The organism is Microbacterium radiodurans (genome assembly GCF_008710705.1).
Taxonomy (GTDB): Bacteria; Actinomycetota; Actinomycetes; order Actinomycetales; family Microbacteriaceae; genus Microbacterium; species Microbacterium radiodurans.
In genome coordinates this window covers 431,597-457,130 of sequence record NZ_VYRZ01000002.1, presented here as the reverse complement: position 1 = coordinate 457,130, position 25,534 = coordinate 431,597, and the positions used below count along the sequence as shown (strand labels likewise).

30 protein-coding genes are annotated in these 25,534 nt (G+C 70.4%); 24 read left to right on the top strand and 6 right to left on the bottom strand.

Annotated elements, in window-relative coordinates; genetic code table 11:
* Positions 1-8 precede the first annotated feature (8 nt).
* The 5 genes from coaD to mutM all read left to right on the top strand — a co-directional run bounded on the left by coaD (position 9) and on the right by mutM (position 2,914).
* Complete coding sequence (coaD, locus tag F6B42_RS07985; RefSeq protein ID WP_150419082.1) at positions 9-506, top strand: pantetheine-phosphate adenylyltransferase; 498 nt, start codon at positions 9-11, stop codon at positions 504-506.
* A gap of 66 nt (positions 507-572) precedes the next feature.
* Entirely contained in the window at positions 573-1,106 is a 534-nt protein-coding gene (locus F6B42_RS07980; protein WP_223878410.1) for a YceD family protein, read from the top strand.
* A gap of 2 nt (positions 1,107-1,108) precedes the next feature.
* The gene (rpmF, locus tag F6B42_RS07975) at positions 1,109-1,318 is read left to right on the top strand and encodes a 50S ribosomal protein L32 (protein WP_013586329.1); all 210 of its coding nucleotides are present in this window, start codon (positions 1,109-1,111) and stop codon (positions 1,316-1,318) included.
* Positions 1,319-1,329: 11 nt separating this feature from the next.
* Positions 1,330-2,022: a ribonuclease III gene (rnc, locus tag F6B42_RS07970; RefSeq protein ID WP_150419081.1), complete on the top strand. Its 693-nt coding sequence runs from the start codon at positions 1,330-1,332 to the stop codon at positions 2,020-2,022.
* Positions 2,015-2,914, top strand: coding sequence for a bifunctional DNA-formamidopyrimidine glycosylase/DNA-(apurinic or apyrimidinic site) lyase (gene mutM / locus F6B42_RS07965; protein ID WP_150419080.1), 900 nt, complete (start codon positions 2,015-2,017; stop codon positions 2,912-2,914). Before rnc ends, mutM begins: the two co-directional genes overlap by 8 nt.
* On the opposite strand, the gene F6B42_RS07960 is transcribed toward mutM, so the two are convergent.
* Positions 2,859-3,989, bottom strand: coding sequence for a GNAT family N-acetyltransferase (locus F6B42_RS07960; protein WP_150419079.1), 1,131 nt, complete (start codon positions 3,987-3,989; stop codon positions 2,859-2,861). The two genes, mutM and F6B42_RS07960, sit on opposite strands and share 56 nt — an antisense overlap.
* A 46-nt stretch (positions 3,990-4,035) precedes the next feature.
* Positions 4,036-4,287 (bottom strand): hypothetical protein, encoded by a 252-nt coding sequence (locus F6B42_RS07955; protein ID WP_150419078.1) that lies wholly within the window; start codon positions 4,285-4,287, stop codon positions 4,036-4,038.
* 369 nt (positions 4,288-4,656) lie between these two features.
* Here F6B42_RS07955 and smc point away from each other — a divergent pair, with 369 nt between their 5' ends.
* From smc to F6B42_RS07935, 4 genes are read left to right on the top strand one after another with little or no spacing between them, the layout of a single operon-like run.
* On the top strand, positions 4,657-8,169 hold the full coding sequence (gene smc, locus F6B42_RS07950) for a chromosome segregation protein SMC (protein ID WP_150419077.1): 3,513 nt from the start codon (positions 4,657-4,659) through the stop codon (positions 8,167-8,169).
* 9 nt (positions 8,170-8,178) lie between these two features.
* On the top strand, positions 8,179-9,051 hold the full coding sequence (gene ftsY / locus F6B42_RS07945) for a signal recognition particle-docking protein FtsY (protein WP_150419076.1): 873 nt from the start codon (positions 8,179-8,181) through the stop codon (positions 9,049-9,051).
* Positions 9,052-9,106: 55 nt separating this feature from the next.
* Positions 9,107-9,607, top strand: a complete 501-nt coding sequence (locus F6B42_RS07940; protein ID WP_150419075.1) for a DUF2004 domain-containing protein — start codon at positions 9,107-9,109, stop codon at positions 9,605-9,607.
* A 2-nt stretch (positions 9,608-9,609) separates the two neighbouring features.
* The gene (locus F6B42_RS07935) at positions 9,610-10,053 is read left to right on the top strand and encodes an MSMEG_6728 family protein (protein WP_150419074.1); all 444 of its coding nucleotides are present in this window, start codon (positions 9,610-9,612) and stop codon (positions 10,051-10,053) included.
* A gap of 30 nt (positions 10,054-10,083) precedes the next feature.
* Here F6B42_RS07935 and lipA read toward each other — a convergent pair whose 3' ends face one another.
* On the bottom strand, positions 10,084-11,103 hold the full coding sequence (lipA, locus tag F6B42_RS07930; RefSeq protein ID WP_150419073.1) for a lipoyl synthase: 1,020 nt from the start codon (positions 11,101-11,103) through the stop codon (positions 10,084-10,086).
* On the bottom strand, positions 11,100-11,750 hold the full coding sequence (gene lipB / locus F6B42_RS07925; RefSeq protein ID WP_223878409.1) for a lipoyl(octanoyl) transferase LipB: 651 nt from the start codon (positions 11,748-11,750) through the stop codon (positions 11,100-11,102). Before lipB ends, lipA begins: the two co-directional genes overlap by 4 nt.
* Before the next feature lie 77 nt (positions 11,751-11,827).
* Between lipB and F6B42_RS07920 the strand changes: the two genes are divergently transcribed.
* Positions 11,828-12,394 (top strand): TetR/AcrR family transcriptional regulator, encoded by a 567-nt coding sequence (locus tag F6B42_RS07920; RefSeq protein WP_150419071.1) that lies wholly within the window; start codon positions 11,828-11,830, stop codon positions 12,392-12,394.
* Between the two features lie 47 nt (positions 12,395-12,441).
* The gene (gene ffh, locus F6B42_RS07915) at positions 12,442-13,992 is read left to right on the top strand and encodes a signal recognition particle protein (protein ID WP_150419070.1); all 1,551 of its coding nucleotides are present in this window, start codon (positions 12,442-12,444) and stop codon (positions 13,990-13,992) included.
* A 43-nt stretch (positions 13,993-14,035) separates the two neighbouring features.
* On the opposite strand, the gene F6B42_RS07910 is transcribed toward ffh, so the two are convergent.
* Positions 14,036-15,205: a glutamate--cysteine ligase gene (locus F6B42_RS07910; protein ID WP_150419069.1), complete on the bottom strand. Its 1,170-nt coding sequence runs from the start codon at positions 15,203-15,205 to the stop codon at positions 14,036-14,038.
* Positions 15,206-15,388: 183 nt separating this feature from the next.
* Between F6B42_RS07910 and rpsP the strand changes: the two genes are divergently transcribed.
* From rpsP to trmD, 4 genes are all read left to right on the top strand, one after another.
* Positions 15,389-15,808, top strand: a complete 420-nt coding sequence (gene rpsP, locus F6B42_RS07905) for a 30S ribosomal protein S16 (protein WP_150419068.1) — start codon at positions 15,389-15,391, stop codon at positions 15,806-15,808.
* A 4-nt stretch (positions 15,809-15,812) separates the two neighbouring features.
* A complete protein-coding gene (locus tag F6B42_RS07900) occupies positions 15,813-16,043 on the top strand; it encodes an RNA-binding protein (protein ID WP_150419067.1) in 231 nt (76 codons plus the stop codon).
* Position 16,044: 1 nt separating this feature from the next.
* The gene (gene rimM / locus F6B42_RS07895) at positions 16,045-16,659 is read left to right on the top strand and encodes a ribosome maturation factor RimM (RefSeq protein ID WP_150419066.1); all 615 of its coding nucleotides are present in this window, start codon (positions 16,045-16,047) and stop codon (positions 16,657-16,659) included.
* Positions 16,660-16,901: 242 nt separating this feature from the next.
* On the top strand, positions 16,902-17,597 hold the full coding sequence (gene trmD, locus F6B42_RS07890) for a tRNA (guanosine(37)-N1)-methyltransferase TrmD (protein ID WP_150419065.1): 696 nt from the start codon (positions 16,902-16,904) through the stop codon (positions 17,595-17,597).
* 36 nt (positions 17,598-17,633) lie between these two features.
* On the opposite strand, the gene map is transcribed toward trmD, so the two are convergent.
* Complete coding sequence (gene map, locus F6B42_RS07885; RefSeq protein WP_150419064.1) at positions 17,634-18,416, bottom strand: type I methionyl aminopeptidase; 783 nt, start codon at positions 18,414-18,416, stop codon at positions 17,634-17,636.
* Positions 18,417-18,468: 52 nt separating this feature from the next.
* On the opposite strand from map, the gene F6B42_RS07880 reads away from it, so the two are divergent.
* The 9 genes from F6B42_RS07880 (at position 18,469) to F6B42_RS07840 (ending at position 25,499) form a co-directional block, all read left to right on the top strand.
* Positions 18,469-18,972, top strand: coding sequence for an MFS transporter permease (locus tag F6B42_RS07880; RefSeq protein WP_150419063.1), 504 nt, complete (start codon positions 18,469-18,471; stop codon positions 18,970-18,972).
* 146 nt (positions 18,973-19,118) lie between these two features.
* Positions 19,119-19,466 (top strand): 50S ribosomal protein L19, encoded by a 348-nt coding sequence (gene rplS / locus F6B42_RS07875; protein ID WP_150419062.1) that lies wholly within the window; start codon positions 19,119-19,121, stop codon positions 19,464-19,466.
* A 134-nt stretch (positions 19,467-19,600) separates the two neighbouring features.
* Positions 19,601-20,338: a signal peptidase I gene (gene lepB, locus F6B42_RS07870; RefSeq protein WP_150419061.1), complete on the top strand. Its 738-nt coding sequence runs from the start codon at positions 19,601-19,603 to the stop codon at positions 20,336-20,338.
* Positions 20,335-20,994 (top strand): ribonuclease HII, encoded by a 660-nt coding sequence (locus F6B42_RS07865; protein WP_150419060.1) that lies wholly within the window; start codon positions 20,335-20,337, stop codon positions 20,992-20,994. Before lepB ends, F6B42_RS07865 begins: the two co-directional genes overlap by 4 nt.
* 52 nt (positions 20,995-21,046) lie before the next feature.
* Complete coding sequence (locus F6B42_RS07860; RefSeq protein ID WP_150419059.1) at positions 21,047-21,370, top strand: DUF2469 family protein; 324 nt, start codon at positions 21,047-21,049, stop codon at positions 21,368-21,370.
* Between the two features lie 96 nt (positions 21,371-21,466).
* Positions 21,467-21,829, top strand: coding sequence for a YraN family protein (locus F6B42_RS07855; protein ID WP_150419058.1), 363 nt, complete (start codon positions 21,467-21,469; stop codon positions 21,827-21,829).
* Positions 21,826-23,382: a YifB family Mg chelatase-like AAA ATPase gene (locus F6B42_RS07850; RefSeq protein WP_150419057.1), complete on the top strand. Its 1,557-nt coding sequence runs from the start codon at positions 21,826-21,828 to the stop codon at positions 23,380-23,382. Before F6B42_RS07855 ends, F6B42_RS07850 begins: the two co-directional genes overlap by 4 nt.
* A complete protein-coding gene (gene dprA / locus F6B42_RS07845) occupies positions 23,379-24,533 on the top strand; it encodes a DNA-processing protein DprA (RefSeq protein ID WP_223878408.1) in 1,155 nt (384 codons plus the stop codon). The genes F6B42_RS07850 and dprA overlap by 4 nt, the downstream gene beginning before the upstream one ends.
* A gap of 57 nt (positions 24,534-24,590) precedes the next feature.
* Positions 24,591-25,499 (top strand): tyrosine recombinase XerC, encoded by a 909-nt coding sequence (locus F6B42_RS07840; RefSeq protein ID WP_150419056.1) that lies wholly within the window; start codon positions 24,591-24,593, stop codon positions 25,497-25,499.
* The last annotated feature ends 35 nt before the right edge of the window (positions 25,500-25,534 follow it).

Genomic DNA, 25,534 nt, shown 5'->3' with positions numbered 1-25,534 from the left:
TCGATGGCATGAGCAACCGGATCGCGGTCGTGCCCGGCTCCTTCGATCCGCCCACCCTCGGGCACCTCGACGTCATCCGCCGGGCGGCGAGTCTGTACGACCAGTTGCACGTCCTCGTCGTCCACAATCCCGGCAAGGAGGCGATGCTGCCGATCGCGCAACGCCAGGCGCTGATCGAGCAGTCGATCGACGATGCCGGCATCGAGGGGGACATCGTCGTCGCCGCGTGGAGCATGGGGCTTCTCGTCGATTACGCGACCGATGTCGGCGCCGGCATCCTGGTCAAGGGAATCCGGTCGCAGGTGGATGTCGCCTACGAGACGCCGATGGCCATCGTGAACCGGCACCTCGCGCAGATCGAGACGGTCTTCCTCCTTCCCGATCCGGCTCATGCGCTCGTGTCGAGTTCGCTCGTCCGGCAGGTCGCTTCGCTCGGCGGAGACGTCTCGCCGTTCGTGCCGGGTCCGGTCGCACGCTTCCTCGACACGGGATCGCGCGGCATCTGAGCCCGTCCCCGCCCGGCCGACTACGATTGGACCGTGGTTAGAAAGCACGTCACCGGACCGTTCGTCATGCCCGTGCACGACATCGTTCGCCGCCCGGGGGAGATGCGCGAGTTCGCGTTCTCCGTCCCCGCCCCGTCCAAATGGGGCGAGGGGCTCGTCGCCGTGGCGGAGGGACGGAACGTCGATCTCGCCGTCCGCCTCGAGGCCGTGCACGAGGGCATCCTGACGACGGCGGAGGCCGACACCGTCTACGAGGGAGTCTGCGGTCGCTGCCTCACGGAGCTGACACACCCCCTTCGAATCGAGATTCAGGAGCTCTTCGGGTACCCTGGAGATGAAGCGTCTGACTTCCAGCTTCAAGACGACCACGTGGATCTTGAAACTGCGGTCAGGGATGCGATCGTCCTGGCGCTTCCGTTCCAGCCGGTGTGCCGGCCGGACTGTCCCGGGCTCGATCCCGAGACAGGACAGAGGCTGACGCCGGGGACGGAGCCCGCCGCGCAGGCTCAGATCGATCCGCGCTGGGCCGCGCTGTCGGCCTACACCCCAGACCACGACGACGCAGACAACCGCGCCGCCGACGACACAGAGAAGAGCTAGCCATGGCAGGTAACCCCCCGAAGCGGAAGGTCTCCCGCTCCAACACGCGTTCGCGTCGTGCGCAGTGGAAGGCCGAGGCGCCCGCCCTCGTCAAGACCATCGAGAACGGCAAGGTCGTCTACAGCCGTCCCCACCAGGCGAAGGTCGTCACCGACTCGCAGGGCACCGAGCTGTTCCTCGAGTACAAGGGTCGCAAGGTCGCCGACGTCTGATAGACGGCGGCGTGACTGACATTCGCGTGGAGCGCTCGGCGCTCACCGACGAGCTCGGGGTCGATATCGACCCCGAGCTTCTGTCGCTTGCCCTGACCCATCGTTCGTTCGCGTACGAGAACGGCGGCACGCCGCACAACGAGCGCCTCGAGTTCCTCGGCGACGCCATTCTCGGACAGGCCGTGACGGTGCACTTGTTCCGCACCTACCCCGACCTCGACGAGGGCTCGCTGGCGAAGCGTCGGGCGAGCGTGGTCTCGACGGTCGCCCTCGCCGAGGTCGCCCGCGCCATCGGCCTCGGCGATCACATCCTCCTCGGCCGCGGCGAGACCCAGACCGGCGGCCGCGACAAGGACTCGATCCTCGCCGACTCGATGGAGGCCGTGATCGGAGCGACCTTCCTCTCGGCCGGGCAGGACGAGGCGCAGCGTCTCGTCCTGCGGCTCGTAGCACCCCTCCTCGCTGATCCCGCCCGCTACGGCGCGGCGATGGACCCCAAGACCTCGCTGCAGGAACTCGCCGCGCACCTCACCCTCGCCCCCCCGGTGTACCGGGTCGCGGCCTCCGGCCCGGACCACCATCGCGTCTTCACGGCGACCGTCACGGTCGGTGATGTGGCGCGAGAGGGCATCGGATCGAGCAAGAAGCAGGCTGAGATGGCCGCGGCCCTGGCTGTCTGGCGCGTGCTGTCGGACCGTGCCTGAGCTCCCCGAGGTCGAGGTCGTCCGAGCGGGTCTCGCTCCGGCCGTCGTCGGTGCGCGGATCGAAGCGTGCACGGTTCTCGATCCGCGTGCGCTCACCCGTCACGTCGGGTCGACCGCGTCCTTCGAGGGGGAGCTCACCGGCCGAACCGTCGCGGCGGCGGCCAGGCGCGGGAAGTTCCTGTGGTTCCCCCTCGTCGGAACGGGGCGCGCCGTCGTCGCACACCTCGGGATGAGTGGTCAGATGCTGCTGCGGGAGCCCGGGTCGCCCGTCGAACGCCATGAGCGCGTGCGCTTCGACGTCGTTCATCCGGACCACGGCGAGCTCGCCGTCCTCTTCGTCGATCAGCGCACCTTCGGCTCGCTGGCTGTGGACGATCTCATCCCGACGCCCGACGGTTCCCCGGCCGGGCGGGGGAGCGATGCTGCGACGCTGCCCTCGCAGGTGGCGCACATCGCCCGCGACCCGCTCGACCCGGCCTTCTCGGTCGCCCGCTTCGAGAGCGAGCTGGCGCGGCGGGCGTCTGCGGTCAAGCGCGTCCTGCTCGATCAGTCCGTCGTCAGCGGGATCGGCAACATCTACGCCGACGAAGCGCTGTGGGCTGCCCGCATCCATCCCGAGACGGTCGCCTCGACGCTGTCGGGCGCGGCGCGCCGCCGGCTGCTCGAGGCCGCCGTCGCGGTGATGACGAAGGCCCTCGCCGAGGGGGGAACGAGCTTCGACGCGCAGTACGTCAACGTCAACGGACAGGCGGGCTACTTCGCGCATTCGCTCGAGGCTTACGGCCGCACCGGAGCAGAATGCTCGCGGTGCGGCTCGGCGATCGTCCGGGTCGCCTTCACGAACCGCTCGTCCCACTACTGCCCGCGCTGTCAGCGCCGGCCGCGTCGCTGAGGACCTTCTTCCAGGCGCCCTCGTACGAGAGCGGTCGGAACCCGATGGCTTCGTTGATGTCGAGCATCGGACGGTTCTCCTCGGCGTTGTAGGTGACCACGCGCGGTGACCCGGGCGCGATCTCGCGCCATGCGACGAGTCCCGCGCACTTCACGAGCATCCCGAGCCGGTGACCCCGATGACCCGCCGCCACGAGAGTGTCGTGCTGGTGCGTGGCGCCGGAGCGATCGGAGCTGATCATGAGCTCGTTGAAGGCGGCGAGCTCACCCGTCTCGACGTGTTGGGCGGCCGTCACCAGAAGGGTCTGGTCCGCGTCGATGTAGCGGGCGTCATGACGCGCGACGCGTGCGGCATCCCACGTCTCCTCGTCGACGTCGAGGCCGGCGGCCGGTGCATCGGTCGACATGCGCGACTTCAACCAGGCGTATCCCTCGACGAACTCCGGTGGGGTGGGCGCGTTCCAGTGCACCACGCGGTAGTCGGCGGCCGCGGCCGTCCCTCGTGCGAGGTGCTCGTCGACGACGGCGGCGGAGCCGGTCAGATCGAGAACGCTCTTCCGGTTGATCTGCTCGAGCGTGTAGCCGTGACGCAGCAGGAAGCGCGCGGCATGGTCGCGCGGGATATCGCCGTACCCCGTCGGTGCGGACAGGCGGTCGCCCGGCTCATCGGGGTGCTCAGCGTATGTCTGCAGGACGTGTCGTCCTCGCTTGCGCGCTGTCTGCTCGATGAGCGCGGCGGCCTGGGAACCGATGCCGAGCCCGTGGACCTCGCGCAGCAGCTCGATGAGCCCGTACGCCGTGTCGGAGCCGGCTTCGTGCGGGATGTCGAGGCCCACGCGTCCGACGACTCTGCCGTCCCACACCGCGAGCCAGCTGAATCTCGTCTCGTCCGGGCTGGGGCGATAATGCGGGAGGAGTTCATCGGGCCGCGCGGTGTCGTCATCGCCGCCGGTGATCTCCCGGTAGACGAGATTGCGCACGCGCACCATCTCGCAGAAGTCGGCAGCATCCGGTCCATCGATGGTTTCGGGGATGCGGAGGGGGCGCAGCTCGAGCCGCGCAGTGATGTCGTTCATGATTCTCTTTCGACGGCGTGGGGTCTCTTGCGAGACCCCACGCGGATCAACGGAAGGGAGTGAGCAGGTACGCGCGCTCCCAGTGGCGCTCGCGCGCTTCGCGGGCCGCGAGCTGTTCGCGGCGGTACGCGACCTCGGGCGCGGAACTGGCGCCGCGTTTCGCGCTCCACACGATGAGCTGCAGGGCGATCCGCAGCGCGACGCGCTGGGCCAGGGTCGGACGGCCGAGAGCCGTCTGCTCGGGGATGGCAGGCCGCGCGGACGCGACCTCGGGACGTCGTTGTACGACGGCGTTCATGGTGTCCTCGTTCGGAGAGGGCGGACGTGCGGTGGCGACGATGCGCGTCGCGGATGCAGCGACGGGCTGCGGCCCGAGGCATGGGGACCACGCGGGGCGGAAAGGCGGAACGGGGCGAGCGACTCGCGGACTCAGACGTTCAGCTGAGCAGCCATGACGGCGGCTCCGCCGATCACGCAGGAGAAACGGTCGCGGTGCTCGGAACGAGCAGCGGCAGCGGTGGACGCAGTGACAGAAATCAACATCGGGGAACCTCCTTTCGTCAGGGATGCGGGAAGTGACGCTAGCGGTCCGCGCGGTGCGGCGTCAAGTCCAGCCGGCGATCCTCCGGTAGCGTGTGGACGTTCACCGACCCGGGGAGGGCCCGACATGCACCTGAAGAGCGTCACGCTCAAGGGCTTCAAGTCGTTCGCCCAGCCGACCACGTTCGTCCTCGAGACGGGCGTGACGTGCATCGTCGGTCCGAACGGTTCGGGCAAGTCCAACGTGGTCGATGCTCTCGCCTGGGTGATGGGGGAGCAGGGTGCCAAGACCCTCCGCGGCGGCAAGATGGAGGACGTCATCTTCGCCGGCACCGCAACGCGCGGGCCGCTCGGGCGTGCCGAGGTCCAGCTGACGATCGACAATCACGACGGTGTTCTCCCGATCGAATACGCCGAAGTGACCATCAGCCGGACGCTCTTCCGCACCGGCTCGAGCGAGTACGCCATCAACGGCGAGACCTGCCGCCTGCTCGACGTCCAGGAGCTGCTCAGCGACTCCGGTCTCGGGCGCGAGATGCACGTGATCGTCGGACAGGGACGTCTCGACACGGTCCTCCAGGCGAGCGCGGAGGATCGGCGTGGCTTCGTCGAAGAGGCGGCCGGCATCTTGAAGCACCGGCGGCGCAAGGAGAAGACCCTGCGCAAGCTCGAGGCGATGGAGGCGAATCTCACCCGCCTGAGCGATCTCGCCGGTGAGCTCCGGCGCCAGCTCAAGCCCCTCGGGAAGCAGGCCGAGATCGCACGGGAAGCGGCCACGATCGCGGCCGTCGTACGCGATGCGAAGGCGCGGCTCTACGCCGACGAGCTCGTCGCCCTCCGCACGCAGCTGGCGGACCACGCCCGCGACGAGCACGAGCGTCACGCCGAGCGCATCGTCCTCCAGGATCAGCTCGACACGCTCAAGCGCCGCATCGACGCGCTCGAGGCGTCGCAGCGCTCCGAGGCGGTCGACAAGGCCCGCGCGACCACGTTCGCCCTCGAACAGGTGCAGGAGCGGGTCCGGGGGCTGTTCACCCTCGCCGCGCAGCGGCGTGCGCTGCTCGAGGACGACGGTCGACTGTCCGTCGATGTCGAGACGGTCACGCAGGCGAGCATCGACGAAGCGCGCGCGGAGGTCGATGAGATCGCCGCCGGCGTCGGCGACGCGCAGGATGCGGCGGCCGCGGCATCGCGCGACGTCATCCGCGCACGGGCCGAACTCGACGCCCTCGACGTCGACATCGCCGCGCAGAGCGCGCTGGTCTCGGAACACGACATGCGCCTGACGAAGCTGCGCGGGCGGGCGGACGCGGCGGCATCCCGCCTCGAGGCCGTCCGCGCCGGCGTCGACCGCCAGCAGCGGGCGCTGGATGCCGCGCGTCAGCGGCGCAGCGAGGCGGAGGCCGAGCTCGCCCGCGTGCAGCCGGAGTCCGCCCCCGAGGCGGCATCCGCCGAGCACACCGCCGCCTACGAGCGGGCGCAGCGCGACGCGACCGAGGCCGAGGCCGAGGTGGCGGCGATCCGGGAGCGACTGCACGCCGCCGAACGCGAGGCCGAATCGCTCACGGCGCAGACGGCCGCCCTCGGGCGTGCACTGACGGTGCGGAACGCTGCGGCCGATCTCGTGGCCCGCGACCTGACGGGCGTCCGTTCGATCGTCTCGGACGCGGTCAAGGTCGAGACGGGCTTCGAAGCCGCCGTCGCCGCGGCCCTCGGCGCGCTGGCGGAGGGCGTTCTCGTCGATGACGTCGCCTCGGCCGTCATTGCGGCGAGGATCGCCGCGAACGAAGATCTCGGCGTCGTCGACATCGTGCTCGCTGACGAGCCGGTCGCCCCGCCCGTGACCGGACCGACCGGGACGACCTCAGCCGCCTCGGTCACGGTCGCACCGCCGGGCGTGATCGGTGCTCTCGCCCCGGTGCTGATCGTCGACGATCTCGACGCCGCCGTCGACGTACGCGCGGGTCTCGGCGATGCCGATCGCGAGCGGGTCGTGCTCGTGACCCGCGGCGGCGAGATGCTCTCCCGACGGACGCTGCGCGCCGGATCCGGCGGTGGTCAGTCACGCCTCGAGCTCGCCGCCGAACGGGATGCGGCCGCCGATCGGCTGAGCGAGATGCGCGTCGTCGTCGACGCTCTTCGCGAGTCGCTGGCCGATGCTCAGACGGGGTGGACCGATGCGCGGTCGCGGACGAAGTCCTCGCTGGACGCGCTCCGGGCGCACGATGCGGCGCTCGCGGCCGATGCCGAGAAGCTCAATCGGGCGACGGTGCGCCACGAAGCGGCGATCGCCGAGTGCGACCGCCTCGAAGCCGGTCTCGCACAGACGACGGCGGGCGTGAAGGATGCCGAGGCCGCGGCACGCGAGGCGGACGAGGCCCTCGGTGCGGCAGCGGCTGCGCCCCGGCCGATCCTCGACGCGTCGGCCCGCGACGGTCTGCTCGACGCGCTCGAGGCGACCCGGGAGCGCGAGATGCGGGCGCGCCTCGATATCGAGACCCTGCGCGAGCGGGTCCGGGCCGGCGAGGCCCGAGTGCAGCAGCTCGACCGCCAGCGGGAGCGGGAGCGCGCCGCGGCAGCCGAGGCAGCGAGACGCGCAGTGATCCGGCGCCGTCAGCGAGCGATCGCTGTGGCGGTCGCCGAGCAGCTGCCGCCGCTTCTGGACTCGATCGACCGGTCGGTCTCGCAAGCGCGCGTCGAGCTCGCCCGCGCGGAGCACATGCGCAGCGAGCTCACCGCCGAGCTCGCCGACCTCCGGCAGCGTGATCAGGCCGTGCGCGGTCGGCTCTCCGGCCTCACCGAGCGGGTGCACGGTCTCGAGCTCCAGATGCACGAGAAGCGGTTGCACGTCACGAGTCTTCTCGAGCGCGTCGCCTCCGAGCTGGGGTTCGACGAGAACATTCTCGTTTCGGAATACGGACCCGATCGGCCGCTCGCGGAGGAGGCGGTCGCCGCGGAGGAGGCGGGCAGGGGCTTCGACCGAGCCGCGGAACGGCGGCGGCTGGCAGACGCTGAGCGCAAGCTCGCTCAGCTGGGACGCGTCAACCCGCTCGCGCTGGAGGAGTTCGCCGCGCTCGAGCAGCGCCACGCCTTCCTCACCGAGCAGCTCGCCGATCTGACCCAGACGCGGGCCGACCTCGTGACGATCATCGCGGAGCTCGATGAGCGGATGCAGAGCATCTTCCTCGCCGCCTTCGAAGACACCAAGATCGCTTTCGGGGAGGTCTTCCCGATCCTCTTCCCCGGCGGCACCGGCAGCATCTCGCTGACCGACCCGGAGCATCCGCTGACGACGGGGATCGAGGTGTCGGTCCGCCCCGTCGGCAAGAAGATCGAACGCCTCTCGCTGCTCTCCGGCGGCGAACGGTCGCTGGCGGCCGTCGCCCTGCTCACGGCGATCTTCAAGGCCCGCCCAAGCCCGTTCTACATCCTCGACGAGGTCGAGGCCGCTCTCGACGACGCGAACCTGGGGCGACTGCTCGGAGTGTTCGAGCAGCTGCGCGAGTCGAGTCAGCTGATCGTCATCACGCACCAGAAGCGCACGATGGAGATCGCCGACGCGCTCTACGGGGTGTCGATGCGTCAGGACGGCGTCTCGGCGGTCGTCGGCCAGCGCGTCCGCGAGCGGGCGAGCGCCTAGGCTGAGAGCATGGCCGAGAACCCCTGGTCCCTGTCGCGCGCGCTTCGAGGACTCTTCGTCAAGCCGACGATCGACGAGAACACGTGGGACGACCTCGAGACGGCGCTCATCACCGCCGACTTCGGCCCCGACATCACCGAGCGCATCGTCGAGGAGCTCCGCGGCAACGTCGAGCGGTTCCGCACGACCGATCCGAAGGACCTGCAGCGGATGCTGCGCGAGAGCCTGGAGGAGCGCTTCGCCGCCTTCGACTCCACCCTCCGCCTCACGGAACGCCCCGCTGTCGTCCTGGTGGTTGGCGTCAACGGCGTCGGCAAGACCACGACGATCGGCAAGTTCGCGAAGTTCCTGCAGCGCTACGGCCGCTCGGTCGTCGTGGGCGCCGCGGACACGTTCCGGGCCGCCGCGGTCGACCAGCTCGCGACCTGGGCGGAGCGCGGGGGCGCGACGATCGTGCGGCCTCAGCACGAGGGTCAGGACCCGGCGTCCGTCGCTTTCCAGACGATCGAGCACGCGAAGCAGACGGGAACCGAGATCGTCCTCGTCGACACCGCGGGACGCCTGCACACCAAGGGCGGTCTGATGGACGAGCTGACCAAGATCCGTCGGGTGATCGAGAAGCAGGCGCCCATCAGCGAGGTCCTGCTCGTCCTCGACGCCACGACGGGTCAGAACGGCGTGATGCAGGCCGAGGCGTTCCTGCAGCATGCCGGCGTCACCGGACTCGTCATCACGAAGCTGGACGGTTCGGCGCGCGGCGGCTTCGTCCTGGCCGTGCAGGAGCGGACCGGCATCCCGGTCAAGCTCCTCGGACAGGGCGAGGGCATCGGCGACCTGACGGGTTTCACGCCGCACGTGTTCGCCTCGGCGCTGGTCGACTGAGCGCCGCGCCGCGTCACCACTTCCCCCTCGACCTCACGGCTGGTTTCATAAGGACATGGCGATCGAGCACGACTACTTCGGACTCCTCGAGTCGGGTCCGGACGGATCGATCTTCTGGTCGGATCACGTCGAGATCGGCGACCAGACGGTCACCGTCGATCTCACGGCTCCGGATCAGGACGACGTGTCCGCGGCAGCGCTCGACGTCGCGGCGGCGATGATCTCGGCCATCGAGTCGATCGACCTGTCGGCTCGCAACGCCATGGTCTCGGAGCTGAACGATCGCACGAGCGAGGTGACCGAGTTCATCCTGCAGCAGCAGGAGCAGCTCGGGGACGACATCGAGTCCTTCCTCGTCGACATCTCGGGCGACACGCACATGGACGTCATCCGCTCGCTCCAGCTGATCAGCATGACGATTCTCGCCGACGAGCACGGCGGCTCGGACCCTTTCGCCGTGCTCGAGTACGCCCTCGACCCCGACTCGACGGAGGACGTCCTGCTCGTGAACCTCACGAGCGACGGAAGCGTCCAGTCGGTCACGAGCGCCGACTGAACGTGCAGACCTTCCTGCCGTACTCCTCGTTCGTCGACTCCGCTCGCGCGCTCGACACCGCACGCCTCGGCAAGCAGCGCGTCGAGACGCTTCAGCTCCTGCGGGCCAACACCGTGCCGGACTACGGATGGCGCCACCATCCGGCCGCGAAGATGTGGCGCGGTCACCTGCCGGCGCTCGTCTCCTACGGACTCGCGATGACGGACGCGTGGATCGACGCGGGACACGCCGACACCGTCCGAGCGCAGATCCTCGCCTTCGCGCCCGAGGTCGACGGCGTCGCGCAGAGTGAACTCGCGCTGCCGCCGTGGCTCGGCGACGAGGCCCTGCATCTGTCGCACAGATCGAACCTCGTCCGGAAGGATCCCGAGTTCTACCGGCTCCGGTTCGGCGACGTCCCCGACGATCTCCCGTACGTGTGGCCGGGGGATCCGACCGCTCGCTGATGGGGGCCGCGGAGGCGCCGGCGCGCCGCGTCAGACCGCCTGGGCGAAACCCGCATCCGCCGTCTCGGCGAGGTGCGCGAGATGCTCCGGGATCCGTCGTCCCTTCGCCGCCATCGACTGCGCCCACAGGCGTCCGGCGCGGTAGGACGAACGCACGAGCGGCCCGGCGAGCACGCCGAGGAACCCGATGCGCTCGGCCTCCTCGCGGAACCCGACGAACTCGTCCGGCTTGACCCAGCGGTCGACCGGCAGGTGACGCGGCGTCGGCCGCAGGTACTGCGTGATCGTGATGATGTCGGTACCGGCGTCGTGAAGGTCCTGCAGCGCCTGCACCACCTCGTCCGGCGTCTCACCCATGCCGAGGATGAGATTCGACTTGGTGATGAGACCGGCGTCGCGTGCGCGGGTGAGCACGCCGAGGGAGCGCTCGTACCGGAAGGCGGGTCGGATGCGCTTGAAGATGCGCGGGACGGTCTCGACGTTGTGGGCGAAGACCTCGGGGCGGGAGGCGAACACCTCGTCGAGCTGCGCCGGGTCTCCGTTGAAGTCGGTCGCGAGGATCTCCACCCCGGTCTTCGGGTTCTCCGCATGGATCCGACGGACGGTCTCCGCATGCAGCCACGCGCCGCCGTCGGGGAGATCGTCACGGGCCACGCCCGTCACCGTCGCGTAGCGCAGCTGCATCCGCGTGACGCTCTCGGCGACGCGTCGCGGTTCGTCCGTGTCGTAATCGGCCGGCTTGCCGGTGTCGATCTGGCAGAAGTCGCAGCGCCGCGTGCACTGCGAGCCGCCGATCAGGAAGGTCGCCTCGCGGTCCTCCCAGCACTCGTAGATGTTGGGGCAGCCGGCTTCCTGGCACACGGTGTGCAGGCCCTCCTCCGTCACGAGTTCGCGGAGCGCGCGATACTCCTCGCCCATCCGCGCCGTCGTCTTGATCCACTCCGGCTTGCGCTCGATCGGCGTCTGCGCATTCCGCACCTCGAGCCGCAGCAGCTTGCGGCCGCCGGGTGCGGTCGTCGCGGGCTCGGCGGGTACGCCGCACGCGCTCATGCCGCCACCGCCGCGGCGAACTCCGCCGTGAAGCGTCCGCCGACGACCTCGAGTGCGTCGGCGGGCGTCACCGACGCGCCGAGTTCTGCGGAGAGCGTGGTCACCCCCGCATCCGCGATGCCGCAGGGGATGATCCGCCGGAAGGGCTCCAGATCGTTGCTGCAGTTCAGCGCGAAACCGTGCATCGTCACGCCCCGCTCGACCCGCACGCCGATGGCGGCGAGCTTCGCATCGTGCCCGGACGAGGAGACCCAGACGCCGCTCCGTCCGGCGATGAGCCCGGCGTCGACGCCGAGGTCGGCCACGGCGGCGAGCAGGACGGCTTCGAGTCGCCGCACATGAGCGACGACGTCCACGGGCTCCGGGAGCCGGACGATCGGATACCCGACGAGTTGGCCCGGGCCGTGCCAGGTGATCTTCCCGCCGCGATCGACGTCGACGACCGGTGTGCCATCGGTCGGCCGCTCGGCGGCGATCGTCCGGACACCGGCGGTGTACACCGCCTCGTGTTCGAGCAGGAGCAGAGTGTCGGCACCGCCGTCGACGACGTCCGCGTGGACGCGCCGCTGAAGGTCCCAACCCGCGCGGTAGGGGATGAAGTGCGGGCCGAGCCCCACGGTGCGGACGTCGATCGCCGTTCCGATCACAGTGCCTCCCTCGATTGATGAATCGCGTCCAACAATACGACTCATCGCAGTGTCAGGCGACGCCGTAGGCTGAGACGGTGACGACCGACTCCCGCGTCGGCCGGCCGCGCGCTTCGTCGCGCGAGACCCTGGCCGAGGCCGCCTGCGAGCTCTTCCTCGAACAGGGGTTCGACTCGACGACGATCGCCGAGATCGCTCGGCGCGCCGGAGTGAGCCGGTCGAGCTTCTTCAACTACTTCGCCTCGAAGTCGGCCGTGCTCTGGTCGGGCCTCGACGAGAGGATCGACCGCCTCGAGGACGAGCTGGCGGGGGAGTCGGATGCCGCCGCGGTGAGCGCCGCGTTCGATCGCCTTGCGCGCGGTTTCGCACCGGACAGCCTCGCACTCGCGATCGTGAACGAGGCCACGATGGGTGTGCGCGACGAGCTCGCCCGCGAGGCCGCGCTCCGCTCCGCCCGCGTCGCGGCGGTCGTCGCTCCCGTGTTCGAGGCCGCCGGGGTCGCGCGGCTCGAGGCGGACGTCCGCGCGGCCGGGTGGGGCGGTGCCCTGCTCGCCGCCGTAGCCGCCTGGGCTCGGGACGGCGCCGGGCGGGTCGAGCTCGAAGCGTTCGTGCGCCGCGCTGTCCAGGTCGCCGCTCGGCCGTGACCGCGTCGCCGGGACGTGCCGCGGCATCCCGGTAGAATCGAGGGATCATGGCAACTTTCGGCACGCTCTCCGACCGTCTCACCGAGACCTTCCGGAACCTCCGCACCAAGGGCAAGCTCTCGGCGGCCGACGTCGACCAGACCGTGCGGGAGATCCGTCGCGCGCTTCTGGACGCCGACGTCGCACTCGTGGTCGTCAAGGAGTTCACCGCGAAGGTGCGCGAACGCGCCCTCGGCGACGAGGTCAACCGTGCGCTGAACCCGGCGCAGCAGGTCGTCCAGATCGTCAACGAGGAGCTCGTGGCCATCCTCGGCGGTCAGCAGCGGCGACTCCAGTTCGCGAAGAACCCGCCGACCGTGATCATGCTCGCGGGTCTGCAGGGCTCCGGAAAGACGACGTTCGCCGGGAAGCTCGCGAAGCAGCTCGAGAAGGACGGGCACACCCCACTGCTGGTCGCATGCGACCTGCAGCGCCCCAACGCCGTCAATCAGCTCCAGGTCGTCGCGGAGCGTGCCGGCGCGGCGATCTTCGCGCCTCAGCCGGGCAACGGTGTCGGGGACCCGGTGCGCGTCGCCCGAGACGGCGTCGAGCACGCCCGACGCGCGCAGCACGACGTCGTCATCATCGACACCGCCGGTCGCCTCGGTGTCGACGCCGAACTCATGAAGCAGGCGGCCGACATCCGCAGGGCCACCGACCCCGACGAAGTCCTCTTCGTCATCGACGCCATGATCGGGCAGGACGCGGTGAACACCGCCAAGGCCTTCCAGGACGGCGTCGACTTCACCGGTGTCGTGCTGTCGAAGCTCGACGGCGACGCGCGCGGTGGTGCCGCTCTCTCGGTCGCGTCCGTGACCCAGCGGCCGATCATCTTCGCCTCGACGGGAGAGGGGCTCGAGGATCTCGAAGCGTTCCACCCGGACCGCATGGCCAGCCGCATCCTCGACCTCGGCGACATCCTCACGCTCATCGAGCAGGCTCAGCAGGCGTTCGACGAGGAGGAAGCCCTCGCCGTCGCGGAGAAGCTCGCGAAGGAGCAGTTCACGCTCGAGGACTTCCTCGATCAGCTCCAGCAGATGAAGAAGATGGGCTCGATGAAGAAGATGCTCGGCATGCTGCCGGGCATGGGCCAGATGAAGCAGCAGCTCGAGCAGTTCGACGAGCGGGAGATCGACCGGACCGAGGCGATCATCCGCTCGATGACGCCGGGCGAGCGACGCAACCCCAAGGTTCTCAACGGCTCTCGGCGCCTGCGCATCGCGCGCGGATCCGGGATGACGGTGACCGACGTCAACCAGCTCGTGCAGCGCTTCGACCAGGCGGCGAAGATGATGAAGACCGTCGCGCGCGGCGGCGTGCCCAACATCCCCGGGATGGGGCCCATGGGCGGCAAGCCCGGCGCGTCGAGCAAGCGCGGCAAGCAGGTCAAGAGCAAGAGCGGATCGCGCTCGGGTAACCCCGCCAAGCGCGCTGCCGAGAACGCCGGGATCGCGGCGACGACGGCGCCGACCGGCTCCGGCTTCGGTCTGGGAGCTGCTCAGCAGGCGCCGAGCGAGGCCGATCTCGCCGAGATCCAGAAGCTCTTCGGCAAGGGCTGAACCGTCCGGGCGGACAGCCGGGCGGACTGTTGCAGGCGACCGGTCAGGAGCCGGCGGCGGTCGACGCGAGGTGCTGTCGCAGCGTCGGACCCTCGCGGAACTCGCGGATGAGGTGCTGCACGACGGCGCGGAGATCGCCCTCGGCCGCGTCGGCGACCCGGGTCTGCCGGAGGTAGCTCGCGCCCTGATCGAGGATGGTCACGAGCCCGGCGAACTCGCGTGCGCAGTGCAGCTCGGCCGCGATCGGGGCGAGCGAATCCATCGTCTCGCGCAGATGCTCGGCGACGGGCCGCTGCGTGCCGTCGGCGTCGACGATGATCCGCGCGTCCATGCCGTAGCGCGCGGCGCGCCACTTGTTCTCGCGGACGAACCACGGCGGGATCGTCGGCAGCTCCCGCCCCTCGTCCATCTCACGCGAGAGGTGCTCGACGAGGACCTGCGCGAGTGCGGCGACGGCGGCGAGCTCGGGAAGGGTCGACATGCCGTCGCACGCGCGGATCTCGATCGTCCCCCACTTCGGCGCCGGTCGGATGTCCCACCGGACCTCGGAGGCATCCTCCATGACGCCCGTGCGCACCATGCCGTCGAGATAGTTCTCGAAGTCCCGCCAGTCGCGGAGATTCCACGGCAATCCGGCGGTCGGCAGCTGCTGGAAGACGAGTGCGCGATTGGACGCGTACCCGGTGCGGTCGCCCGACCAGTACGGGCTCGAGGCCGACAGGGCCTGCAGATGCGGCAGGTACAGCGACAGCGCGTTGATGAGCGGGAAGACCTTGTTCACGTCCTCGACGCCGACGTGGATGTGGATGCCCCAGATCATCATGTTGCGTCCCCACCACTGGGTGCGCTCGATGAGCTTGTGATACCGCGTCTTGTCGGTGATCTTCTGCTCGTACCAGCGGGCGAAGGGATGGCTCCCTGCGCAGAGCATCTCCAGGCCCCGGGGAGCGGCGAACTCGCGGACGCGTGTGATCGCGTCGTCGATGTCGTCGACGGCGGCGGCGACGGTGTCGCCCACGCCGCTGGTGACCTCGATGGTGTTCGTCAGCAGTTCGCCCGTGATCGTGTAGCGCTCGAGCGCGGAGGATTCCTCCACCTCGGCGAGGATCTCCGGCGCGCGCGGAGCGAGGTCGCCGCTCTCACGATCCGCAAGCATCAGTTCCCACTCGATGCCCACGGACGAGCGGGCGGACGTGGCGAAGGGGACCGTCATGGGCACAGTCTGACACGCGGTACGGCGCGGTTCGCGACGGCCGTCATCATCTGGCAAAATAGATCGCTGGACCTCCCGTTCGACCCTCTATCCGACGGCACGGTCCACCCGCAGAGCTCCCGCCGGGTGTGCACCCCACGCTCCAGGCGACGTTCACTTCACATCACACCACTCAGGAGAATTGTGGCTGTCAAGATCCGTCTCAAGCGCCTCGGCAAGATCCGCGCGCCCTACTACCGCATCGTCGTCGCCGACTCGCGCACCAAGCGCGACGGCCGCGTCATCGAGGAGATCGGCAAGTACCACCCGACCGAGGAGCCCTCGTTCATCGAGGTCGACTCCGAGCGCGCGCAGTACTGGCTGTCCGTCGGCGCGCAGCCGACCGAGCAGGTCGCGGCGCTGCTGAAGCTCACCGGCGACTGGGGCAAGTTCAAGGGCGACAAGAACGCCGTCTCGACCGTTCGCACGGCCGAGGCCAAGGGCGAGTTCGTCGCGGACGCCTCGAAGAAGTCGGTCATCAAGCCGCAGGCCGCGAAGAAGGCCGAGGAGCCCGCCGCTCCGGCCGACGAGGCGCCCGCCGCCGACGCGACCGACGCGGAGTAATCCGTTGCTGTCCGCCGCGCTCGAGCACGTCGTCAAGGGGATCGTCGATCACCCCGACGACGTCGTCATCCGTTCCGCCTCGTCGCCTCGCGGCGACGTCCTCGAGGTGCGCGTGCATCCCGATGACCGGGGACGGGTGATCGGGCGCGGCGGACGCACCGCCAAGGCGCTGCGCGCGCTCATCAGCGCGCTGGCCGACGGTGCCCGTGTCCGTGTCGACGTCGCGGACGACTGACATGACCGGCAAGCCCGCGAGTACGCAGCTGCGAGTCGGGCGCCTCGTCAAGGCGCACGGACTCAAAGGCGCGTTGAAGCTCGAGCTGTACACCGACGACCCCGACGGTCGTTTCGTCCCGGGAGCCGCCTTCACGCTGCAGGTGCCCGAGGCATCGCCGTGGCACGGCAAGAGCGTCACAGTGCGCGAGTTCCGGTGGATGAACTCGCATCCCGTGCTCTTCCTGGAGGGGGTCGAGGACCGCGACGCCGCGGAGAGCCTCGTCAAAGCGATCCTCTGGATCGACCAGGACCCGGATGCCGTCTCCGAAGACGACGCCTGGTTCGACCACCAGCTCGTGGGACTCCAGGTCCACCGCGGCGAGGAGCGCGTCGGACGCATCGTGCGGGTCGATCACTTCCCCGCGCAGGACCTGCTCATCGTGCAGCGCGACGGCAGCGACGACGAGATCCTCGTGCCCTTCGTCTCGGCGATCGTCCCCGAAGTCGACGTCGCCAACGGCCGCGTGATCGTCACGCCGCCCCCGGGTCTGTTCGAGGATCTTCCCGCCGGCGACGAGGACGAGTCCGGCGCCGCCGACGTGCGCGCCGACGAGGGGCAGAAGCCCACCGACTGACCGGATCGCAGGGGCGACACCGACGCCCCGCGGCGACGCGCGATCGCGCATCGCTGACCGAGAGACGAGTGTCACCGCGTAAACACGCGTGCTCACGTCTCGGAACGTCCGCTCGCGATCATCGGGCGAGGCGGGGCCCGGCATACCGGTGTCGCCGCCGTCCCTTCTTCGTCACCGCGGGCATGCCGGTGCGGTGCCGCGCGCGTCACACACCCGGAACACGGGTGCCTAGACTCGAATCCATGCGCGTCGACGTCGTCACGATCTTCCCGGCCTTCTTCGACGTGCTGGAGGTATCGCTCGTGGGCAAGGCCCGGGGCTCGGGGCTCCTCGACGTCCGGGTACACGACCTGCGCGACCACACGCGCGATCGCCACCGCACGGTCGACGACACGCCGTACGGCGGCGGCGCGGGGATGGTGATGAAGCCGGAGCCGTGGGGCGAGGCGATCGACGCCATCGTCGCCGATGCTTCGGCGGCCCCGATCTTCGTGTTCCCGTCGCCGGCGGGTGAGGTCTTCACCCAGGCGACGGCGCGCGAGCTGGCGACGGCCGAGCACCTCGTCTTCGGGTGCGGCCGCTACGAGGGCATCGACGAGCGCGTCTTCACGTACGCCGCGAGCCTCGGCCGCGTGCGGATGATCAGCCTCGGCGACTACGTGCTCAACGGCGGAGAGGTCGCGTCGATGGCCATGATCGAGGCGATCGCGCGTCTCATCCCGGGAATGGTCGGCAACCCCGCGAGCCTCGTGGAGGAGTCGCACGAGGACGGTCTGCTGGAGTACCCCTCGTTCACGAAGCCCGCGAGCTGGCGGGGCATGGACGTGCCGGACGTGCTTCTGAGCGGCCACCACGGCCGGGTGGCGCAGTGGCGACACGCCCAGCGCGTCGAGCGCACACGCGAGCGACGCCCCGACCTTTTGCCGTCGACCGACTGATCGTCGGATCCGGCGGGACCTCGGGCTGCGCAGCCGTCAGTCGACGCCGAGGAACGAACGGTCGGTCAGCACGATCGGGCCGTCGGGCGTGACGGCGATCGTGTGCTCGGAGTGCGCGCCGCGCGAGCCGTCGGCGCTGCGCAGCGTCCACCCGTCGGCATCGGTGACGAGCTTGTCGGTGGTCTGGAGGAACCAGGGCTCGAGGGCGAGGACCAGGCCGGCGCGCAGCGGGTAGCCGCGCCCGGGCTTGCCGTCGTTGGGCACGTGCGGATCGCCGTGCATCTCCCGTCCGACGCCGTGGCCGCCGAAGTCGGTGTTGATCGACAAGCCCTCGGCGCGCGCGACGGTGGCGACGGCGTGCGAGATGTCGCCGATGCGATTGCCGACCGTGGCGCTGGCGATGGCGGCATCCAGCGCCCGCTCGCTGGTGTCGATGAGTGCGAGATCGGCGTCGCGCGGGGTGCCGACGATGAACGAGACCGCCGAGTCGGCGACCCAGCCGTTCACGGAGACGGCGAAATCGAGGGTCACGAGGTCGCCGTCGCGCAGGGCGTAGTCATGGGGGAGACCGTGCAGGACCGCGTCGTTGATCGAGGTGCAGATCACCTTGCCGAACGGGCTCGCACCGAACGACGGGTGATAGTCGATGTAGCAGCTCTCGGCGCCCGCGCGACGGATCAGCTCGTGCGCCCGTCGGTCGATGGTGAGGAGATTCGTGCCGACGGCGGTCTCGTCCCGGAGCGTCGCCAGCACCTCGGCGACGAAGCGCCCCGCGGGGCGCATGGCGTCGATCTCGGCGGGGGTGCGCAGCTCGATCATCGTGATCCTCTCTTCAGCTTCCATCCTGCCCGACGCGCGTACCATCGGGAGCATGTGGCTCCGACGCGCGTTCTTCCTCTGGCTGCTGCCGGCGGCGGTGGTCCTGCCGCTGTGGCTCCTCGTGGGGTGGGCCGTCTCCGGCGCGGGCGGGGGGATCCTCGTCTGGACGCTGTTCATCGCGGCGCCGGCGGTCTTCGTCACGCAGCTCATCGCGACCCTCCTCGTGCGCGCTCGCGGTACCGTCCGGCATGGTCGTGCGGTCTCGTGGTGGGACGTCGCCGTCTTCGGCGTGTGGCACCTCCTGATCGTGGTGCTCGCCGTGACACCCGGCGCTTTCTGGCCGCTCCTGCTCGGAGCGATCGGCGCCTACCTCGGCGTGGTGTGGAGCAGCCTCGTCCAGCTGTTCCGCGAGGCGCGCGGCTCGATCGTCCTGTCGGGGCCGGCGGGTGCGGCATCCTTTCTGCGGGATGCCGCACGTCCCGACCCGCGCGTTCGCGATGCCGCGGACGTCATCGTCATCGAGGAGGGGCCGCAGCGCGGTCGCCGACGGTTTTGACCGCCGCGCTCGGCGTGGCAGAATGATCTCTTGTGCCCTGACAGATCTCTGCCTCAGGGGAGCGGCGCCCGGCGGGCGCCCGGGGCACCGCATCCTTACTCATCTCTCTCGCGGTCGACCTGAGGCGGTCGCAGGAAGAAACGATCATGCAGATCCTCGACTCCGTCGACGCAGCGTCGCTGCGCAACGACATCCCCGTTTTCGCCCCGGGCGACACCGTGAAGGTCCACGTCAACATCACCGAGGGCAACCGCTCGCGCATCCAGGTCTTCCAGGGTGTCGTCATCGGCCGCTCCGGCGACGGCGTCCGCGAGACCTTCACCGTTCGCAAGATCAGCTTCCAGGTCGGCGTGGAGCGCACGTTCCCCGTCCACAGCCCGGTCATCGATCACATCGAGGTCGTCACCCGCGGTGACGTCCGTCGCGCGAAGCTCTACTACCTGCGGAACCTCCGCGGCAAGAAGGCCAAGATCAAGGAGAAGCGCGACCGCTGATCACAGCGTCGCGATCTCCGATTGCCCCGGGCTCCGGCCCGGGGCAATCGTCGTCCCGTGGGGTGCGAGGGGATGCCGCCGGAGTGTGCGACCCTGGGTAAGGCTCGCCGGGGGCGAGTGCGAGGAAGGCGAAGATGACCACCGATGACCTGGCCGCGACGACGCCGCCGTCGACACGTCGCCGCCGCCTGTGGCTGCTGCTTCGCGACATCCTCGTGATCGTCGCAATCGCGCTCGTCGTGTCGTTCCTCGTCAAGACCTTCCTCGTGCGGTCGTTCTACATCCCCTCCGGCTCGATGGAGCGAACACTGCTCAAGGACGACCGCATCCTCGTCGATCAGCTCACCCCCCGCTTCGGCGGATACGAACGCGGTGACGTCGTCGTGTTCCGGGATCCGGGCGGCTGGCTGCCCGTCGTGGCCGAGCCGGAGCGACCGCCGGTGGTGGAGGCGATCGACTGGGGGCTCTCCCTGGTCGGGCTGTCGGCGCCCGACAGCAAGGACCACCTGATCAAGCGCATCGTCGGCGTCGCCGGTGATCACGTCGTGTGCTGCAACGTTATGGGACAGATCACCGTCAACGACGTGCCGATCGATGAGACCCCGTACGTCGATCTCGCGGCCGGTCAGTCGGCGCCGATCGAGGTCCCGTTCGACGTCGTCGTTCCCGAGAACGCCCTGTGGGTGCTCGGAGACAACCGCGATCACTCCCGCGACTCGCGCTACAACCGCGACCAGCCCTCGCAGGGCTTCGTGCCGCTGGAGAACGTCGTCGGCCGTGCCTTCCTCATCACCTGGCCGCTCGACCGCTTCGGTCTGATCGACTTCCATCACGACGTCTTCGCCGGGGTTCCGGAGCCGGCCGGACAGTGACGGTCATCGCGCCCCGCCTCACCGTCGAGCGGCGACTCCTCAGAGAGCACGACTACGTGATCGCGCTCGACGAGGTGGGACGCGGCGCGCTCGCGGGTCCGGTCGCCGTGGGGGCAGCGGTCCTCGACGCCCGCGGCGCCCGGCGACGGATGCCGGAGGGGCTGCGCGATTCGAAGCTCGTCCCGGAACCGCGCCGCGCCGATCTGGCCGAGCGGGCGGGGTCGTGGGTCGTCGCCTCCGCCGTCGGCTGGGCCGATTCCGACGAGATCGACGCGGGCGGCATCATTCGCGCGCTGGGCATGGCGGCCGTGCGCGCGCTGTCGGCGCTCGACGGCGTCGACGCTCTCGCGGCCGATGCCGTGGTGATCCTCGACGGGAACCACGACTACGTCACGCCCGTCGCCGGACCGGGACTGAACGTCCGCACGATCGTCAAGGCGGATCGGGACTGCGCGAGCGCTGCGGCGGCATCGGTCATCGCGAAGGTGTCGCGTGACGCCGTGATGGCTGCGCTCCACGACGAAGCCCCGATGTACGCCTGGGCCAGGAACAAGGGGTACGCGAGCGTCGCGCATCGCGCGGCGATCCGGGATCACGGATTGAGCCCGCACCACCGGTCGTCGTGGGCGATCGCCGACGCACCGACGCTCTTCTGACCTATCGGGTGCGCCCGACCGCATCGCCGGCTCGGCCTAGGATGGGAGCACCATGGATGACGAAGTCTTCGAGGACTATGACCGGGAACTGGAGCTCGCGCTCTACAAGGAGTACCGCGACGTCGTCCGGCAGTTCCAGTACGTGATCGAGACCGAGCGCCGGTTCTACCTCGCGAACGACGTGAACGTCGTGCGACGCGACACGGAGCACGACTTCTACTTCGAGCTGACGATGACGGACGTGTGGGTGTGGGACATCTACCGCGCGGATCGATTCGTGAAGTCGGTGCGCGTCCTCACCTTCAAGGACGTCAACGTCGAGGAGCTGCAGAGCCGGGACTTCGAGCTGCCCGACGAGCTCTCGCTCGACAGCTGACGTCGCGTCCCCTCCCCAGTGGGCGAGGTCGACCCTCCGTCCTCACACCCGCGGCACGGCGCCCCGTGGTGATCGCGTGAGCGCCAGAGTCGACCCATGGCTGCCAAAGACGACCGGGGTCGCGCGGGTGAAGAGCGCGCCGTCCGCTATCTGACCGATCTCGGGTACGAGGTGATCGATCGCAACTGGCGCTCCCGGCAGGGAGAGATCGACATCGTCGCCGTGCGCGCGGCCGAGCTCGTCGTGGTCGAGGTGAAGACGCGTCGTACCGAGTGGTTCGGCCACCCCTTCGCAGCGGTCGACGGCAGGAAGCGCGATCGGATGTGGCGGGTCGCGTGCGCGTGGATCGCGGCGCACCCCGACCTCGTCCGCGGCCGGCGACTGCGCCTCGACGTCGTGGGGATCACCGGCGAGGAGGTCGAGACCGCCGTCCTCGAGCATCTGCGAGACCTGCGGTGAGCGTGGGTCGCACGTGGGCCATCGCGCTCTCGGGCCTCGTCGGCGACCTCGTGGAGGTCGAGGCGGATCTGTCGAACCAGACGCCGGCGTTCCGCATCGTCGGCCTCGCGGACCGGGCGTTGACCGAGGCGCAGCAGCGGGTGCACAACGCGTGCGCGAACAGCGGCCTGCCGCTCTCCCGGCGACGGGTCACCGTCAACCTGTCGCCGGCGAGCCTGCCCAAGCACGGCTCGGGATTCGACCTCGCGATCGCGATCGCGGCCCTGGCGACCGAGCTCCCGATGGATGCCGCTTCGCTCGCTGAGACCGTGCACATCGGTGAGCTCGCGCTCGACGGACGTCTGCGCCCGGTGCCGGGTGTGCTGCCGGCCGTGCTCGCGGCCGCCCGAGGGGGTCGACGGCAGGTCGTGGTTCCCGAAGCGAGTCGTGCCGAGGCCGAGCTCGTCGACGGCATCCGCGTCGTCGCCTGCCGGTCCCTCGCCGCGGTCGCGCGGTGGCACGGGCTCGACGTGGCCGAACCCGTGCCCACGGAGCACGCGGTGACCGATGACGGGAAGTCGGGGGGTGCGGCGGCGGCCGAGGCGACGCAAGCGCCGCGGCCCGACCTGGCCGAGGTGCGGGGGCAGGCCGAGGCGGTCGACGCCCTGATCGTGGCGGCGGCCGGTGGGCACCATCTGCTGATGTCGGGTCCGCCCGGAGCGGGCAAGACGATGCTGGCGCGCCGACTTTCCGGCATCCTGCCGGACCTCGACGACGACACCGCTCTGCAGGTGGCATCCATCCGTTCGCTCTCGGGCACGGCCGTGACGACGTTGACGCGGGAGCCGCCCTTCGAGGCGCCGCACCACAGCGCGAGCGTCGCCGCGCTCGTCGGGGGCGGAAGCCGGGAGCTTCGCCCCGGGGCGATCGCGCGGGCGAGCGGCGGGGTGCTCTTCCTGGACGAGGCGGGCGAGTACGGGGCGCATGCCCTCGATTCCCTCCGCCAACCGCTCGAGGAGGGGTCGATCGAGATCCACCGAGCGGGCTTCCGGGCAGTGCTTCCCGCGCGTTTCCAACTCGTGCTCGCCACGAATCCGTGTCCGTGCGGGCAGTACGGCGTCCGGGGCGGCACGTGCTCGTGCCCGTCACTGGCGATTCGTCGGTACGTGGGACGGCTGTCGGGTCCGCTACTCGACCGGATCGACATCGAGCTCGGGCTGAGCCGCGTCTCGCTCGCGGATCTGTCCTCGTCGGCGGACACGACGATCAGCACGCGCGTCGCGCGAGAGCGCGTCGTCGGTGCACGCGAGCGGGCGGCGCGCCGCCTCGCCGCGACGCCCTGGCGGACGAATGCGGCGGTGCCGGGCTCGTGGCTTCGCGACGGCCCGCTCGCCCCGGCCGCTGACGTCCGCCGGCCGCTGGATTCCGCGCTCCAACGGGGAGCCCTCACGCTCCGTGGGTACGACCGGGTGCTGCGGGTCGCGTGGTCCGTCGCCGACCTGCGCGGCGGTGAGACGCTTCAGCTCGACGACATCGGGCATGCGCTCTACCTGAAGAAAGGAATCGGCGCGTGAGGGGGACGGCAGCCGGTGCGGACGGCGGACCCGACCGGTGGGCGCGCGCACGGTGGTCGGCGGTGATCGAGCCCGGGGACGGCGTCGCCGGCGCGCTCATCGCCGCGATGGGAGCCGAGGAGGCATGGGCGATCGCGGTGGCGACGGACCCGACGGGAGCATCGGCACGCGTCGCGGCCGCGGGAATCGATCCCCTCGATCTCGTCCGGGCGCACGCGCGATGGAAGCCGCGGCTCCCCGACGCCGAACCGTCGGTGACCCTCGCGCGACGGATCGGAGCACGGCTCCTGGTGCCCGGCGATCCGGAATGGCCCGCACGCGCGGACGACCTCGGCGTGCACGCGCCCGTCGCCCTCTGGGTCCGCGGCGACGTCGGCGTCCTCGCCTCCGACGCGCCCGCGATCGCCGTCGTCGGCGCCCGCGCGGCCACCGCGTACGGCACCCATGCGGCGGCGGAGATCGCGGGCGAGCTCGCCTCGGCCGGAGCCGCGATCGTCTCGGGCGCGGCGTTCGGGATCGACGCGGCAGCCCACCGCGCCGCGGTCGCGGTCGGGGGTCGGGGGATCGCCGTCCTGGCCGGGGGTGTCGACAAGGCCTATCCCGCAGCCCATGGCGAGCTTCTGGGACGCATCGCGAGGTCGGGGGCGGTGATCAGCGAGGTCGCCTGCGGCACGGCGCCGACCAAATGGCGCTTCCTCCAGCGCAACAGGTTGATAGCCGCCCTGTCCGACGCGACCGTCGTGGTGGAGGCCGGCTGGCGCTCGGGGTCATTGAACACGGCGGGGCACGCGGCCGCTCTCGGCCGACCGCTCGGGGCCGTCCCGGGCCCGATCACCTCGGCGGCATCAGCGGGATGCCATCGTGTCCTCCGGGAGTACGACGGCAGCTGCATCACGTGCGCCGACGACGTCCGCGAGCTCATCGGATGGTCGTCGTCGGATGCCGCCGCGACGGCGCTCTCGAGCGGACAGGCGGACCGGACCGATGACCGCACCCGTGTCCTCGACGCCCTCAGCACGCGGTCCCCGCGATCGGTAGCCGAGGTCGCACGTCGGGCGGGGATGTCGGAGCAGGACGCTCTCGCGCACGTGGCGCTGCTCGACCTCGACGGCCGCGCCCGTCGTGACGACCGGGGGTGGCGGCGCGTCTGAGGAGCGAGCCGCGAGCCGTTCCGCGGCGATGAGCGCGATGACCGGCATGCTGGGACCATGCGGATCAGCGAAGCCACGACCGCGTACGTCGAGCATCTGGCTCACGTGCGCCGGCTCTCGCCGCACACCGTGCGCGCCTATCGGACCGATCTGGACGACCTCGTGGACGCCAGCGGCGACCCGGACCTCGAGGCTATGGACATCGAGGTCCTGCGCGACTGGGTCTGGCACGCCAGCGAACGCGGCGACAGCCGGTCCACGCTCGCGCGTCGAACCGCGACGGTTCGGGGCTTCTTCGCATGGGCCGCCGACCGCGACCTGGTCCCGGTCGATCCCGCACTCCGCCTCGCCGCACCCAAGCGCGTCCGCACCCTGCCGCACGTCGCGGCTGCGGACGTCCTCTCACGCGTCCTCGACGATCTGCGGACGGCCGGGAGCGAGGGGGATCCCGTCACGCTCCGGGACGCCGCCGTCCTCGAACTGCTCTACGCGACCGGAATGCGCGTGTCGGAGCTCTGCGGTCTGGACGTCGATGATCTCGATCGCTCCCGTCGCACCGCCCGCGTGATCGGCAAGGGGGATCGAGAGCGTGTCGTGCCCTTCGGTGCACCCGCTGCCGCGGCGCTCGACGCGTGGCTGGTGCGCGCGCGGCCCGCGCTCCTCGCCCGTCGGCCGTCGCACGCGCCCCAGGCCGCGCTCTTCGTCGGTGTCCGCGGCGGGCGGCTCGGCCAGCGCGCCGTGTACGCGATCGTGACCGAGCGGCTGGGTCCGGCGGTCGGACTCGACCACCTCGGCCCGCACGCACTGCGGCACTCCGCGGCGACCCACGTGCTCGACGGGGGCGCGGATCTGCGCGCCGTGCAGGAGCTGCTCGGGCACGCCAGTCTGGGAACGACGCAGATCTACACGCACGTGTCGAACGAGCGCCTGACGAGCGCCTATCGCCTCGCACACCCGCGCGCGTGATTGTCCGCCGCGGTGACGCCCTCTAGCGTGGCGGC